At 49.4% G+C, this 13,151-nt stretch carries 17 protein-coding genes and 1 pseudogene; 9 read left to right on the top strand and 9 right to left on the bottom strand.

The annotated features are described in order from the left end of the window. The 7 genes from LUQ50_RS04175 to LUQ50_RS04145 form a co-directional block, all read right to left on the bottom strand. A partial coding sequence (locus tag LUQ50_RS04175; protein WP_300036625.1) for an HTH domain-containing protein occupies window positions 1-250 on the bottom strand: 250 nt, incomplete at its 3' end. Between the two features lie 3 nt (window positions 251-253). Continuing rightward, a complete protein-coding gene (locus LUQ50_RS04170; protein WP_300036623.1) occupies window positions 254-676 on the bottom strand; it encodes a DUF2111 domain-containing protein in 423 nt (140 codons plus the stop codon). Window positions 677-706: 30 nt separating this feature from the next. Beyond that, window positions 707-1,342, bottom strand: coding sequence for a hypothetical protein (locus tag LUQ50_RS04165; protein ID WP_300036620.1), 636 nt, complete (start codon window positions 1,340-1,342; stop codon window positions 707-709). Window positions 1,343-1,346: 4 nt separating this feature from the next. Beyond that, window positions 1,347-2,780: an RtcB family protein gene (locus tag LUQ50_RS04160; RefSeq protein ID WP_300036617.1), complete on the bottom strand. Its 1,434-nt coding sequence runs from the start codon at window positions 2,778-2,780 to the stop codon at window positions 1,347-1,349. Window positions 2,781-2,788: 8 nt separating this feature from the next. Beyond that, on the bottom strand, window positions 2,789-3,196 hold the full coding sequence (locus LUQ50_RS04155) for an archease (protein ID WP_300036615.1): 408 nt from the start codon (window positions 3,194-3,196) through the stop codon (window positions 2,789-2,791). 2 nt (window positions 3,197-3,198) lie between these two features. Continuing rightward, entirely contained in the window at window positions 3,199-3,492 is a 294-nt protein-coding gene (locus tag LUQ50_RS04150) for a hypothetical protein (RefSeq protein WP_300036612.1), read from the bottom strand. Next, window positions 3,485-3,883 (bottom strand): DUF2551 domain-containing protein, encoded by a 399-nt coding sequence (locus LUQ50_RS04145; protein WP_300036609.1) that lies wholly within the window; start codon window positions 3,881-3,883, stop codon window positions 3,485-3,487. The genes LUQ50_RS04150 and LUQ50_RS04145 overlap by 8 nt, the downstream gene beginning before the upstream one ends. Window positions 3,884-4,006: 123 nt before the next feature. Between LUQ50_RS04145 and LUQ50_RS04140 the strand changes: the two genes are divergently transcribed. From LUQ50_RS04140 to LUQ50_RS04115, 6 genes are read left to right on the top strand one after another with little or no spacing between them, the layout of a single operon-like run. Beyond that, window positions 4,007-4,888, top strand: coding sequence for a protein translocase subunit SecF (locus LUQ50_RS04140; protein WP_300036606.1), 882 nt, complete (start codon window positions 4,007-4,009; stop codon window positions 4,886-4,888). Then, window positions 4,889-6,343 carry a preprotein translocase subunit SecD gene (locus tag LUQ50_RS04135; RefSeq protein ID WP_300036603.1) on the top strand — a complete coding sequence of 485 codons (1,455 nt, stop codon included), beginning with the start codon at window positions 4,889-4,891 and terminating at the stop codon, window positions 6,341-6,343. Between the two features lie 55 nt (window positions 6,344-6,398). Then, a complete protein-coding gene (locus LUQ50_RS04130; protein ID WP_300036600.1) occupies window positions 6,399-6,671 on the top strand; it encodes a thioredoxin domain-containing protein in 273 nt (90 codons plus the stop codon). Window position 6,672: 1 nt separating this feature from the next. Further along, window positions 6,673-7,323 carry an NADPH-dependent F420 reductase gene (npdG, locus tag LUQ50_RS04125; protein WP_300036597.1) on the top strand — a complete coding sequence of 217 codons (651 nt, stop codon included), beginning with the start codon at window positions 6,673-6,675 and terminating at the stop codon, window positions 7,321-7,323. A gap of 17 nt (window positions 7,324-7,340) precedes the next feature. Beyond that, window positions 7,341-7,892, top strand: coding sequence for an aldolase (locus tag LUQ50_RS04120; protein ID WP_300036594.1), 552 nt, complete (start codon window positions 7,341-7,343; stop codon window positions 7,890-7,892). After that, window positions 7,853-8,251 (top strand): hypothetical protein, encoded by a 399-nt coding sequence (locus tag LUQ50_RS04115; RefSeq protein ID WP_300036591.1) that lies wholly within the window; start codon window positions 7,853-7,855, stop codon window positions 8,249-8,251. Before LUQ50_RS04120 ends, LUQ50_RS04115 begins: the two co-directional genes overlap by 40 nt. 57 nt (window positions 8,252-8,308) lie before the next feature. Here the strand turns inward: LUQ50_RS04115 and LUQ50_RS04110 are convergent, their stop codons facing one another. Further along, on the bottom strand, window positions 8,309-8,929 hold the full coding sequence (locus LUQ50_RS04110; protein ID WP_300036588.1) for a hypothetical protein: 621 nt from the start codon (window positions 8,927-8,929) through the stop codon (window positions 8,309-8,311). A gap of 160 nt (window positions 8,930-9,089) precedes the next feature. Here LUQ50_RS04110 and LUQ50_RS04105 point away from each other — a divergent pair, with 160 nt between their 5' ends. From LUQ50_RS04105 to LUQ50_RS04095, 3 genes are read left to right on the top strand one after another with little or no spacing between them, the layout of a single operon-like run. After that, the gene (locus LUQ50_RS04105) at window positions 9,090-11,015 is read left to right on the top strand and encodes a type II/IV secretion system ATPase subunit (protein ID WP_300036585.1); all 1,926 of its coding nucleotides are present in this window, start codon (window positions 9,090-9,092) and stop codon (window positions 11,013-11,015) included. Beyond that, on the top strand, window positions 11,002-11,937 hold the full coding sequence (locus LUQ50_RS04100) for a type II secretion system F family protein (protein WP_300036582.1): 936 nt from the start codon (window positions 11,002-11,004) through the stop codon (window positions 11,935-11,937). The genes LUQ50_RS04105 and LUQ50_RS04100 overlap by 14 nt, the downstream gene beginning before the upstream one ends. A gap of 2 nt (window positions 11,938-11,939) precedes the next feature. Beyond that, entirely contained in the window at window positions 11,940-12,953 is a 1,014-nt protein-coding gene (locus LUQ50_RS04095) for a type II secretion system F family protein (RefSeq protein WP_300036579.1), read from the top strand. On the opposite strand, the pseudogene LUQ50_RS04090 reads toward LUQ50_RS04095, so the two are convergent. Beyond that, window positions 12,903-13,151, bottom strand: a pseudogene (locus LUQ50_RS04090) (hypothetical protein); the annotation flags it as partial. The gene LUQ50_RS04095 and the pseudogene LUQ50_RS04090 sit on opposite strands and share 51 nt — an antisense overlap.

Below are 13,151 nucleotides of genomic sequence, written 5' to 3'. Positions count from 1 at the left end.
TTCTTCTCCCAATGACCTTCGTCTTCAGATGTTTGTAAATGACATGCGGTCTGAACTCCATACCACTCTTTTCAAGCAGATAACCGTCATCATCAGAAGCGACAATATCATACCCTATCATCCTGAGTTCGTTGATATGCTTCCATACCGCAGAGCCAGAGATGGAGAGGGAAGTGCTGATCTCGCTACTTGGAACCGGTTTATCGGATTTTTCAAGAATTTCAAGAACTTTAAAGGCAGTTGCGTACATACTTCACCGTTTGGCGTTGATCTGTTCGGACGGAAGCGGGCAAGGGTCTTTTCCACAGACTTGTTTGAGTATCATTGTCTGGTGCTCCATGAGTGTGGCCAGGTCAAAAATGCCCGTGATATCGACAAGACCAATGGCAGCAATGGCAGCGCCTGATGCATCCCGTATCGGGGCTACCACAACAGGCACCCCGTTATACTGACCTGTCCGGGGGGTCTTTTTTATGACCTGATTTGAGGAGAGAACCTCATCCAGTACCGGTCCCTGATATGCACGATCCACCACAAAACCCTGCTCGATTCTGATACCGGGAGTGTTACGTGCCCGTGCCGTCACCGGAAGTCTGCCGACAATCTCATGGAGTGCCATGCAGACCGGGATGAGATCTTCGGCTGTTGCATCAGCCGATATGGTATAGTGGTCCATCGATATCCCTCATATTTCCCTCGCACGCAGCTACAATAAGGTTTCGCCATCACTTCTGCAAAAATCCCGAAGAAACCTCCGTGACGGATATTCATGCAGGCTGGTCAGAATGATTCTCCCCGCTCCAGCGGAATACTCCACCAGGACCGGATCCCCGCGGATACACATCCTGACTGCCGGACCGTCTATCGGACACGGTTTCCGGCCGGTATCCCCCAATACCGGAGCAGGATCAGAATTTTGATCAGGAAACGAAAAAACTCCGTCATACGACACCGTATCCGGACAATCTTCGATGATACAGGAGATGGGATGACATTTGTGTTCTTCGGGTTCTCCTTCCGAAAACCCGAATGTATACTGAACCACAACCGGTAGCCAGTCATACACATCCGGACGATCAATACCGGCACCAAACGCAAGAAGAGTTCCCCCCCCTTCAATAAAACGGCGGATTCTCTCCTCACAGGCACGCAACGCGTGAATAACTGATGAGTATGAGGGGTTTGCAAACCCCCCAGGAATGATTACGGTTGAAAAAGATCGCCTGAAAAAAGGGGCCGCAAGAAGATGAGGAGTTACCAGTTCAGAAAGAAACCCGGAATCTTCAACAAGACGGGTGAACATCGTCGGACTGTCCCAGACGATCCCGACCTTCCCTGCCACCGTGTCACCCCTTTATGACGCCAAGCGGTTGAAACCGTACCACCAGCTTCGAGATACCAAGCCGGTCCACCACTGAAACGACTTCACTGCTTGACTTGTAGGCTCCGGGTGCTTCTTCAGCAATTGCCCCGTCATGAGGTGCCTTTACCATGATCCCTTCACGACCCAGGGTTTCACGCACCTGGTTCCCCTTGATCGTCTTCTTTGCCTGCGAACGGGAGAGAATCCGACCAGCACCATGACAAGTTGAACCGAATGTCCTGGTCATTGCTTCTGCTGTCCCTTTTAATAGATATGATGAGGAGCCCATACTGCCCGGAATGATAACCGGCTGACCGATCCGTGAATAATCATCGGGAAGATCGGGGCATCCGGGACCGAACGCCCGGGTTGCTCCTTTCCGGTGGACGCATACTTTCGTCATCCTCCCGTCTACCTCATGCTCCTCGATCTTGGCGACATTATGGGCTACGTCATAGACGAGTCTGATATCATCGTACCCAATCCCACAGCATTTCATCAGGACGTTGCGAATCTGGTGGGTGATGACCTGACGGTTTGCCCAGGCATAGTTTGCTGCTGCTGCCATCCCTCCAAAGTACGCCTTGCCTTCAGGTGAGATAAGCGGAGCACAGGCGAGCTGCCGGTCAGGAAGTTTGATCTGATACTTATCCACCGCACGTTCAAGGGTCTGCAGGTGATCGGTGCAGACCTGGTGACCAAGCCCCCGGGATCCACAATGAACCATAATGCAGATCTGACCCTCCTCGATTCCATAGACCTTTGCTGCCTCGGAATCAAAGATTTCTGAAGCAACCTGGATCTCAAGGAAATGGTTTCCGGCTCCCAGCGTCCCGCTCTGTGGCACCCCTCGGGAACGGGCTTTTTGCGATACATGAGACGGGTCTGCCTCCTTCATGCTCCCACCTTCCTCACAATGAGAAACATCCTCTTTGGTCCCGAACCCTTCCTCCACTGCCCACGCAGATCCCCGGGTCATCATCGCATCCAGTTGCCTGGGAGAAAGCCTGAGGGAAGAGCGGGCGCCGACTCCTACCGGCACGGCATCGTAGAGCAGATCCAGGATCTCTTTCTTCTTCGTGATATCCTGCACGGTGAGTGGGGTGGTCAGCAGCCTGACACCACAGTTAATGTCAAACCCGACTCCTCCTGGCGAGATTACACCGGTTGAGTAATCAAATGCAGCGACTCCACCGATGGGAAATCCGTACCCCCAGTGAATATCAGGCATTGCAAGCGAGTGCCTGATGATGCCGGGCATCGTTGCTACATTGGCAAGTTGTGTTATTGCACCTTCTTCGAGTGTTGCTGTAAGGTTCTCTGAAAGAAAAAATCTGCCAGAAACACGCATTCCTTCCACAAACCCAATGGGAACCTCCCATTCGAGATCACCGGTACGTTTCACACCATCAATCATTGGAGGACTCACACATCGAATAATATATCCAGTACATATTCATCGTTCTGTCTGCTGATCGCAAGCCCACAGAATGATATCCCTTTCACCTCGGTTCCGCCCCCATGCTTTTTCCGGTCAAACGGTTCTCCGGAGAGTTGCACAGAAAGACCCTTATCATCCATGACTACGAAAATTTCAGAAAACACAATGTTTTCAGTCTCAGTAAGGAAGAGTAATTCTGAAAGATATGCTTGGAGCAGTTGCACATGATCAGTCCCGGCGACCGTGAACGAATAGGAACACTCAGGCCTGGCAGAACCCCGGTACATGGTTGTCATCAGAGCGTGCCCACAGTCAACAAATAATGACTGGATATCCGGGGCCCAGACATGCATCAGGATATCAGCGGTATGCTCACGCTCCTCGTACGGCATAATCAGATCGAACCTTCGATCATCGACTCAAGGTGGTACGGGATAAGGTCCATGTGGATATGATCAATATAGCGTGCCTGATACATTGAGATGTAAATAAGGTGGCTGCCGGCCTTGAGCGCCAGATCAGTCGGCTTAGCCGGCTTATATGATACTGGAAGCAGAACCGGCCCGCCACAGGAAGTAGAGATGCGAAAATCGGTGTTTCGTTTGTTGATATAATCGATCACATCATCATCGATGAAGATCGACTGGGCTCCGGCATCCACGGGGGTGTCGGCATACAGGTCAGACATCTTCCTGACAGGTCAGACGGTGAGGGAAAAAATGCTTCTGATGGGCATCAGGAGAAGATGCTCGCTCCTGCCTGCGGGTGTGGGACGAGATTATCCGGCGCACAACCGGCATGTGTTTTTCACGAAGCCGGTACAGACGGCATCGCTTCTTTTCATTACGGGTCCCGGCGAGAATCCCGGTTCGTGATGAGACAACCCCGATCATCCCGGATACCGAATGATAACTGGTCTTGAAGGTGAGTGAGAGGTGATCATAGATCTCCTGAATCGAGAGATCGTTATGGCTAAGGAAAATCTTGAGCATTGCATGCCGGATTCCTTCCTCATCCCCGGCAAGCCAGGACCGAAGGCGCTCCTCAACAATATCTTGGCGCTTATCCTGATCTATCATTATCCGAGGTATCTGAAACATCGGCTAAAAGGTTTCTTCTCAATCAATCCGGATGTTTTTCGCGGATCTATCCGCGCAGAAGGCTACTGGTTTAATGAAGATCCGGAACCAACTCAGTAATGTATGGGTTTTTTCAGATACGATATCAACTCCATCTCTCCAGGAAAACTCTGCGCTATACCGATGATATTACTCATCATTTCACTGGCGATAATGGGGATGACCTATATGGAGACCGGGCTCCCGGTTAAGCCCGGGATGGAATTTAAAGGTGGAATCGCGGTTACATTCACCACCGATCAGACGCCGGACCAGATCAAAGCAATATTTGCTGATTTTCCACTCATCGCTGTCGAAGAGGGTATCAATCAGGGGAAATATCTCAAGTTCGACACGATGAGCGATGAGAAGGTTCTCGCATTGAACAAGTTGATCGAGAGCACCTATAGCGGGGCAAAGATCGATCAGATCGGCTCCTCATTCGGAAAGACTCTGCAGGACCAGGCAATTCTGGCCATGATCTTCTCGTTCATCGGGATGTCAATCGTGGTCTTTCTGATATTCAGGACCGCGGTCCCTTCAGCAGCGGTTGTGTTGTCAGCCTTTGCAGATATGGCGATGACTGCAGCGGTTATGAATCTCCTCGGAATCCAACTCTCCCTGGGGACAACCGCAGCACTTCTGATGCTTATCGGGTACTCGGTGGACAGTGATATCCTGCTGACATCGCGGGTGTTGAAACGGAAAGGAAAATTTGTTGATAAAGTTCACGGAGCCTTCCACACTGGTATCATCATGACCTCAACTGCTTTCTGTGCAGTCTTCGCCATGTGGGTTGTATCATGGATCGGAGGCATTGAGATCATCCATGTGATGTCTCAGGTTCTGCTGATCGGGCTTATCTTTGATGTTATGAACACCTGGCTTACCAACGTGGGAATTCTGAAACATTACGCACTCACGGGAAAAGGCAAAACTGCAAGAGAACTTCTTGGAGGCGCGTAAATGGATAAAGAGAAGTTAATAGACACGATCAAGGATTACCGGGTCGCTGTCTACCTTGTCTTTATTATTGCTGCCCTGATCGTCCTATTCCCTCATCCAGGACCGTCAGGCCTTGAGACCAATCTTCAGTTCGGTCTCGACCTTTCCGGCGGTTCGTGGATTCAACTTGAGTTTCAGTCTGCAGTAGTCACATTTAAGACCAGTACCCCCGTAGATCAGTTTGTCACCGATTTGAGTAAGAGACTCAATGCTGACGTTACGCTGGTGGGTGCAGACAAGATAGAGATCCGTAAACTTGTTCCAGAGTCCGAACTCCGTCAGATCTTTAGTGAGAACAAAACCGAACTTGTTTCATATAACCAGGGTGTCACCAAAGAGACTGCTGACGATATCAAGCGGATCCTTGAGAACAAGATCAACAGCCTTGGTACCCGGGATGCCAAGGTCTATGTGATCACCGGCCTGAACGGAATCAGCAGGTACGTCAGATTAGAGATGGCCGGAGTCACCATGAGCGAAGCTCAGGAGATTGTCGGCAAGCAGGGTAAGTTTGAGATCCGGGTGGTCACAACCGGTAACGAGACTGAACATGTCGTCTTTGGGGACTCTATCGAGAGTGTAGCCAACCCGGCACAGAACCCGCCAAACAGTAATAACTGGGGAGTCTCCTTTGCACTCAGTCCTGCAGGAGCAGAAGAGTTCAGGCAGGCTGCAATCAAGTACGGTGCAGTCAAAGATCCAAACAACCATAATCTTGCCATGATGCTTGACGGCAAGATGGTGTACAATGCCCCACTTTCAGCGGATCTCGCGGGTACCCTTCAGAGCCGGCCAAGTCCGAACCTGATCGCATCAACCGGATCCGGAGATAGTGGTAAGAATGATGCAAGAAACCTTGAGATCCACCTCCGTAACGGGGCACTCCCGGTGGAAGTCAAGATAGCCGGATCCGGATCAGTATCCCCAGAACTTGGGGATCAGTTCAAGATGTGGTGTGTTATCGCGGGTATCTTTGCTCTGATCGCAGTTGGTATCTGTATCCTTGTCAGATACCATGAACCTTCGATTGTGTTGCCGATGGTTCTCATCAACGCATCAGAAGTGATCATCCTTCTCGCAATCACTACGTTCTTTATGCAACTCGATCTCGCAACCATTGCGGGGCTGATAGCGGTGCTTGGTACCGGTATCGATCAATTGGTAATCCTCACCGATGAGGTTCTTCATGAAGGGAAGGTACCCTCACAGAATCTATACCTCAAACGACTGAGGCGGGCACTGGGTATCATTGTTGCATCAGCAGCAACCGTGTTTATCGCCATGCTTCCACTGGCACTGATGGATCTCTCGACCCTGCGTGGGTTTGCGATAATCACCATGCTTGGTGTTTTGGTAGGTATCCTGGTAACCAGGCCGGCGTACGGTCACATAATCATGAAGATCCTCTCCAAATAACCAATACCATACTTTTATCTGTTTTTTTAACGCATTTTCTGATTAGGTTATCATTATGGGAAAACCGATCCTAATCGACTTTTTCGCCGAGTGGTGCGGACCATGCAAGAGGATGGGACCAATCATCGATGAACTCAAAACGATGATGGGAGATAGTGTAGAGATCAAGAAACTCGATGTTGATCAGCACATGGCAGAGGCTCAGCAATATCAGGTCTCGGTCGTCCCGACAATAATTATTGAGAAAGACGGGGTTCTTTTGCAGAAATATCAGGGAGTTACTGATGCACAGACCCTTGCTTCCGTGCTGAAACCTCTGGTGGAATAACGTGAAAGTAGGGATTGTCGGAGGAACCGGTGAGATCGGTGAAGGGATGGCAATGCGTCTCTCCCGGATCTATGAGGTGCTGGTCGGGTCACGAGATGAACATAAGGCCTTGGAAACTTGTGAATGCTGTCTGAAGGCTGCTGATGAGAAGGGAATGCCTTGTTCAGTACAAGGTCTGACCAACCAGGAGGTTGTTGAAGGGGCAGATGTCATAATCCTTGCAATCCCGTATAAACACCTAGACGGGACAATCGCAGGACTCCATGGTTTTGAAGGAAAGATTGTGATCAGCCCAATCAATCCCATGGAGAAGAAAGACTGCTTCCTTTACGTTCCACCGGCAGAAGGGTCGGCCGCACTTCACCTTCAGACTCTTCTCCCTGAATCTTCACGAATCTGTGTTGCATTCAACAACATCGCAGGGAACCGCTGGCGTGATATTGATGAAGAACTTGAGTACTCGGTTGCAGTCTGTGGCGATGATGCTGAAGCAAAAGCCACTGTAATGGATATCATCGACCGGATCTCGCTTCTGAAATCCTATGATGCCGGGCCGCTGGTGATGTCATCTATCATTGAGAGTATCACTCCGCTGGTCCTTAATATCGCCAGGTGTAACCGGATGAAAGATGTCGGAATCAGATTCGTCTGACAGGCAGGATACGAATCATGGTTACCAGTGAAGAGATCAGGGCAGAATTTACGAAGATCGGAAACCGATTGGTTGCCGAACACCTGATCGGTGGGAACTTCGGAAATATGAGCATCCAGCAGGACGAGGGTTTTTTTATCACCCGGACCGGATCATTTCTTGATGATCCGGGAGAGCCGGTCTATGTCCCAATCTCAGGAGAAGTTCCACCGTCTGCATCGAGTGAATGGCGGGTTCACCGCACAGTGTACCAGAACACCCGGCACCGGACAGTGGTCCATGCGCATCCTCCGTACGCGGTGGCAGCATCCCTTATTCTGGATGAAGTAATCCCTCTCGATAGTGAGGGGAAGATGTTCTGCCCTATCATCCCAATTGCTCATGGAGAACCTGGAACGCAGGAGCTGGCAGATGATATTGCTGAATGCCTTGCACTCGCACCTCTCTGTATCGCCCAGGGGCATGGAACCTTTGCAGCAGGAAAAACCCTTGAAGAGGGATATCTCTTCACCTCGCTGGGTGAACATGCATGCAGGGTGCTCTCACTTACTCAATCATTCCAAAGATGAGACGTATGGGAATCAAAGAGAAGTTTGCTGAATTAAGTCCTGAGGGACAGAATGCGGTTGAAGCCTTCATTGATTTTCTCCTCTCAAGAGAAGAGGAACGGGAGAAATATCAGGATGAAGAGGAATCAGATTACGAGAACCCAAAAACTCCACCAGAGTCGGTTAAAACCCTCCCTCCCTCTGATGAACTGATTGTACCACAGAAAAGTGAATCCGGAATCATTCTGGCTGAAGAACGGATGATCGATGATGAGAGTGCCATCGATTTTGCAGATATCAATACCCGGTTTGCTCAGAAAGAATCAGAAAAAGAAAAGCCAGGCCCGATCAGACAGCGGAAGATGTTTGACTGGCTGTAACCCACCAAAGGATCTGGTTTGGTCTCATCTTTCCTCTGATTTGACTCCGGATACTGGTTATACTACCCGGGAAGTTGTCGAAAGTTCGATTCCTTTCTCTGTCACGATGAACGGTAGTACCCTGCCGGGGGGTTGCATGCCGGTTAGTTTTTTGATCTCAAGGGCTCTGATGATCTCGTTACCCCGCAGTTCCTCATGGAGTTCTATCACAACATCACAGAGTCTGATAAGAAGAATTTCATTATAGGGAGCATGGAGCCCCCGGTACAAGGTGAAGAAGGCATGATCATGTGCATCCTGGATCTTCTGGCGGCATGAGGTCACCCCTGAGAGGACCGGATCAATTCCATCACGCATGATCAGAGTTGAGAGTGAGTCAACAACCAGACCTTTCCCTGCATTTCCCTGAAATATTTCCTGACATGACATTTCTCCTGCGGATATCATCCCTTCTTCCAGATATCCATCCAGCATGTAAAAGGAACGATGCTCAGCTGATATAGCCCAGAACTGCTTTGCAAACCGATCGATCCCTGAGGAGGCTGACCCAATAAGAAGAACCGAACTTCCAGGAATAAATCCTCCTTCTATTGCAAGATCGAGACCATTTATTCCGGTTGAACTCCTTCCTTTGTATGCACGGATCACAGGTTGGCGGGAATTTACATCCTCTGGCATAAGATTTGCCTATAATAGGTTGGTGATGCGTACGGTATCATTATATTTTCGCCTCGGTAATTAGATACTATACCAATATGGTGGGGGTCTTTTCATGGGAGATATGGATTCTGATAGTTCACCTTGGATTGATAGACATCTCACTGATCAGGCATAAGAGATGGCGCTGAAAATCAGGATTGGCACAGGGAAGTCAAAGTCAGGCGGACAATCAAAGGAGAAACCGAAAGAGTCTGAACTCACTGAAGAGTCCATCAAAAAACCCCAGATCATTTCTCGTCTCAAGAAACTGGAACCACAAACAAACCCCGATGAACCACCAATCACAAACCTGCCCCCTGAATCAACTAAACCAGCATTTAAAAAAATTTCATCGTTATCGTTAAAAAAGACGAAGATTCAAAACCCTGAACCAACCGGGGTGGATCCCCAGGAGAAGATATCAATCGATACTGGTTCTTGGCAGAAATCCTCTCCACCAGGTGAAGAACAGAAGAAAGGATTCTTAAGCAGAATCATAACCAAAACTCCCAAAAAACGGGGAGAGACGTATGATCCAGAAATTCACGGGCCTCTGGTTGATCTGACGTATACCCCTCCCCAGGGGGTAGAGGAGATAGAGGTCTATCCGGTTAATTCTCCCTACGCATACATACGGATAACCTACAACTACCCAAACCACGAGTACCTCTACGAAGTTGTTGAACCTACCTATACTGATTCAGAGAAGAAACTGCTCGATGAACTAAAGAAAGGGATCTTCGAGCGGGTCAATGTGAATACACGGCAGATATCCCGTGAACTGGCTGCAGATCTCCTTGAAGAGATGATGAACGAGATCTTTGCAGATTATGCTATTCACCTGGATCCGAAGACTTATGCAAAGATCCATTACCAGTTACATAAGGATTTTCTGGGGAACGGTATGGTCGATGCAATCATGCATGACCAGCACATTGAAGATATCTCCTGTGATGGGGTCGAACGCTTCCTCTTTGTGTATCACTCGAAATATGAGTCGATGGAGACAAACCTGCAGTATGAGGATACTGCTGATCTTGATTCGTTTGTAACCAAACTCGCCCAACGGGCAGGTAAGCATATTTCAGTGGCTGAACCAATGCTCGACGCAACGATGTCAGACGGTTCCCGTATCCAGATGACATTAGGCACTGAAGTCACTGCCCATGGATCAACCTTTACCATCCGAAAGTTCAAAGAAGTCCCCATCACCCCTACTGATCTGATAGAGTGGGGTACGTTTACACCGCTCGCGATAGCATTTCTCTGGCTTGCAGTGGAAAACGGAAAATCCTGTATCTTTTCAGGAGGGACCGCTTCAGGAAAGACCACCTCTTTGAACGCAATATCTCTTTTTATTCCACCTTTGGCAAAGATAGTAACACTCGAAGACACCCGTGAACTCAAATTACCGCACGCGAACTGGATCCCTAGTGTAACCAGGGAATCCTTTGATATTGCAGGAAAAGGGGAGATCGATATGTATGAACTCCTCAAAGCTGCCCTCCGTCAGCGGCCGGAGTATCTGATTGTCGGTGAAGTACGTGGAAAAGAGGCACTTACCCTCTTTCAGGCGATGAGCACCGGACACGTAACCTACTCAACCATGCATGCTGACTCGGTTGCCAGTGCAGTTCACCGGCTTGAGAACCCCCCTATTTCGGTCCCCCGGAACATGTTATCAGCCCTGAATATCATCTGTGTTCAGGTTCAGGCACGGGTGGGGGGTCAGAGAATCAGACGTAACAAGCAGATCATCGAAATCCTGGACATTGATCCCCGGACGAACGAACTGATCACCAACGAGGTGTTCAGGTGGCGTCAGGCGACCGATGAGATCACGTATTCAGGCAAATCATACATCCTTGAGGAGATCATGGAGGCCCGCGGATGGGATGATGAGCGGATTAAAAAAGACCTGATGCAACGTCAGGAGGTACTTGAGTGGATGCGGCAGCATGAGATTCGTGATTACCGGGAAGTGAGTAACATTGTAGTCTCATACTTCAGGGATTCCGAGGGGTTGATGGAACAGATCCGGTCCGGTGCCAATGAACTCGTATGAACGGTTCTGCTTCAACCTGCTCGGGAGCAGGATGCTTGCCAAACGTGACAAGTATTTTGATTTGATCGCAAATCTCAGATCGGCACGGATGGGGATCACGTTTGAAGCATATCTGGCAACCGCAATGGTTACTTCGGCGATCGTGGGTGTGGTCGGATCCATCCTGGTGGCTCTTCTCGTCTATCTTCTCAATATACCTGCTCTGATCACATTCAAGGGAAACATTCCCCGGGATATTGCGTCGGGTATCAACCAATTTTCAGTATACTCCCTTGTTGCCGGTACCCTCATTGCCGGAATCGTATCGTTCATAGTATTTGGCGGGTTCACATACCTGACTTATCTGATCTATCCTTCAATTGTGGCAGGATCACGGCGAAGAGATATTGAATCAAGCCTGCCATATGCAATCAACTATCTTGCTGCCATGTCTACTGCCGGAATTCCGCCGGCCGAGGTGTTCAGACAACTTGGAAATTCAACAATCTATGGTGAGTCATCGGTTGAAGCACGGTATGTGACCCTAGAGATAGATGTCTTTGGAAAAGATCTCATCGAAGCATTGAAGAACGTCTCGATGGCAACACCAAGCCCCCGAATGCGTGAGTTCATGCAGGGGGCGATTGGGAGTGTGGCATCAGGATCTAACATCTCTGAGTACTTTAAGACTAAAGCAGAACAGTATACTTTTGAGAACCGGCAGACCCAGAAACAGTTCCTTGACACCCTTGCCCTGATATCGGAGAGTTATGTTACTGCCCTAGTAGCAGGAACCCTGTTCCTCATCCTGATCCAGTCGGTCATGTCCATTCTTTCTGGAGAAGGAACCCCGTTTTTTCTGTATATCATCATCTATCTGATCATCCCATTCGGTAGTATCATGTTTGTGGTCATGATCGATGCAATGACACCGGAGTGGTAGTGATGGGGATATTTGATCGGTTGAGGAAGAAACAGGAGGTCATACTCAGCCCTGAAGAAGAGGCTGCAAAGAAGATCCTGGACAAGATCCAGCTTCACCGGGAGTACTCGGAGGGAAGCCTGAGGATCATCAAGCATCCACTCCGGACCCTTACCGAGAAACCGGCCAACATCCTCTTTGCCTCGGTTCCACTTGGGATAATCATCTTCATCATAGGATTTTCCATGGCGATTCAGAAAGGAGGAATCGGATCCCTCCTCACCAGTTCGTTCATAGATGATGTGATCGTCATCACCCTCATGGTTATTCTCGTGCCTCTGGTAATCCTTGACCTGCGTGAATCAAGGAGGGTAAGAAGTATCGAGGTTGCACTTCCAAACTTTTTCCGTGACCTCGCCGGGATGCATGAGAGCGGCATGACCCTGCAGGGTGCGGTCCATCTGGTCTCCATGAGTGAGTACGGAGCCCTGACCCCTCACATCAGACAGATGGATCAGCGGATATCCTGGAATTTCCCTTTCATCGAAGCGGTCCGGGCATTGGGAGATGAGATCCCCATCCCTCTGGTTCGCAGAAGTGTGGATCTTATCGCCCGGGCAAGTGAGGCTGGGGGTGATATCGTTGAGGTTCTCAGAGCAGCAGCAAAAGATTCGTTTGAGTATGTGACGCAGAACACCGACCGACGTAATAACATGTTCATCTATGTGATCATCGTGCTTGCCTCGTTTGGTGTGTTTCTGTTTGTGATGCTCATCCTGGTATCTTCATTCCTGAAGACGATGTCAGATCTCGGAACCACAACAGCAGGCGCAGGAGAAGCAGCAGCACAGGGATTTGGTCTCGGCGGATTTGATCTCGCACTCTATATCAGGATTTTTTCTCACGGCGGGATGTTTCAGGGATTCTTTTCAGGTCTTGTTGCAGGAGTGATGGGAGAAGGAAGGGTGACTGCAGGCCTCAAGTACTCAGTGATTATGCTCCTGATCGCCTGGATCACCTTCAGAGTCGCGGTCTAATTGGAGAGATGACGGACCCGTAGACAACTGATGTGACGATGTAGTTCGCTCCTTATTCATGACAGTACCTGGTGGAGTTCTGAAAATCCCATCTGGAGCAGTGATGATAAATTGTGCTCCGATCCCGTAGATCCCTGATTCGCTGATGCTCATGTTGGTGAGGTCAAGAACCTCCCTGGCAAAGAAAAGTCCCCAGCC

The organism is Methanospirillum sp. (assembly GCF_028679455.1).
Lineage (GTDB): Archaea > Halobacteriota > Methanomicrobia > Methanomicrobiales > Methanospirillaceae > Methanospirillum.
Note: the sequence above shows the minus strand (reverse complement) of the source record. Positions and strands in the feature narration are given on the sequence as shown.

What these genes read in the sequence shown, in the direction of transcription:
- LUQ50_RS04095 (WP_300036579.1), top strand. Translation starts at nt 11,940, where the DNA reads ATGGGGATATTTGATCGGTTGAGGAAGAAACAGGAGGTCATACTCAGC.
- LUQ50_RS04100 (WP_300036582.1), top strand. Translation starts at nt 11,002, where the DNA reads ATGAACTCGTATGAACGGTTCTGCTTCAACCTGCTCGGGAGCAGGATG.
- LUQ50_RS04160 (WP_300036617.1), bottom strand. Translation starts at nt 2,780, where the DNA reads ATGATTGATGGTGTGAAACGTACCGGTGATCTCGAATGGGAGGTTCCC.
- LUQ50_RS04145 (WP_300036609.1), bottom strand. Translation starts at nt 3,883, where the DNA reads ATGATAGATCAGGATAAGCGCCAAGATATTGTTGAGGAGCGCCTTCGG.
- LUQ50_RS04135 (WP_300036603.1), top strand. Translation starts at nt 4,889, where the DNA reads ATGGATAAAGAGAAGTTAATAGACACGATCAAGGATTACCGGGTCGCT.
- LUQ50_RS04155 (WP_300036615.1), bottom strand. Translation starts at nt 3,196, where the DNA reads ATGCCGTACGAGGAGCGTGAGCATACCGCTGATATCCTGATGCATGTC.
- LUQ50_RS04140 (WP_300036606.1), top strand. Translation starts at nt 4,007, where the DNA reads ATGGGTTTTTTCAGATACGATATCAACTCCATCTCTCCAGGAAAACTC.
- LUQ50_RS04130 (WP_300036600.1), top strand. Translation starts at nt 6,399, where the DNA reads ATGGGAAAACCGATCCTAATCGACTTTTTCGCCGAGTGGTGCGGACCA.
- LUQ50_RS04120 (WP_300036594.1), top strand. Translation starts at nt 7,341, where the DNA reads ATGGTTACCAGTGAAGAGATCAGGGCAGAATTTACGAAGATCGGAAAC.
- LUQ50_RS04170 (WP_300036623.1), bottom strand. Translation starts at nt 676, where the DNA reads ATGGACCACTATACCATATCGGCTGATGCAACAGCCGAAGATCTCATC.
- LUQ50_RS04110 (WP_300036588.1), bottom strand. Translation starts at nt 8,929, where the DNA reads ATGCCAGAGGATGTAAATTCCCGCCAACCTGTGATCCGTGCATACAAA.
- LUQ50_RS04150 (WP_300036612.1), bottom strand. Translation starts at nt 3,492, where the DNA reads ATGTCTGACCTGTATGCCGACACCCCCGTGGATGCCGGAGCCCAGTCG.
- LUQ50_RS04115 (WP_300036591.1), top strand. Translation starts at nt 7,853, where the DNA reads ATGCAGGGTGCTCTCACTTACTCAATCATTCCAAAGATGAGACGTATG.
- LUQ50_RS04105 (WP_300036585.1), top strand. Translation starts at nt 9,090, where the DNA reads ATGGCGCTGAAAATCAGGATTGGCACAGGGAAGTCAAAGTCAGGCGGA.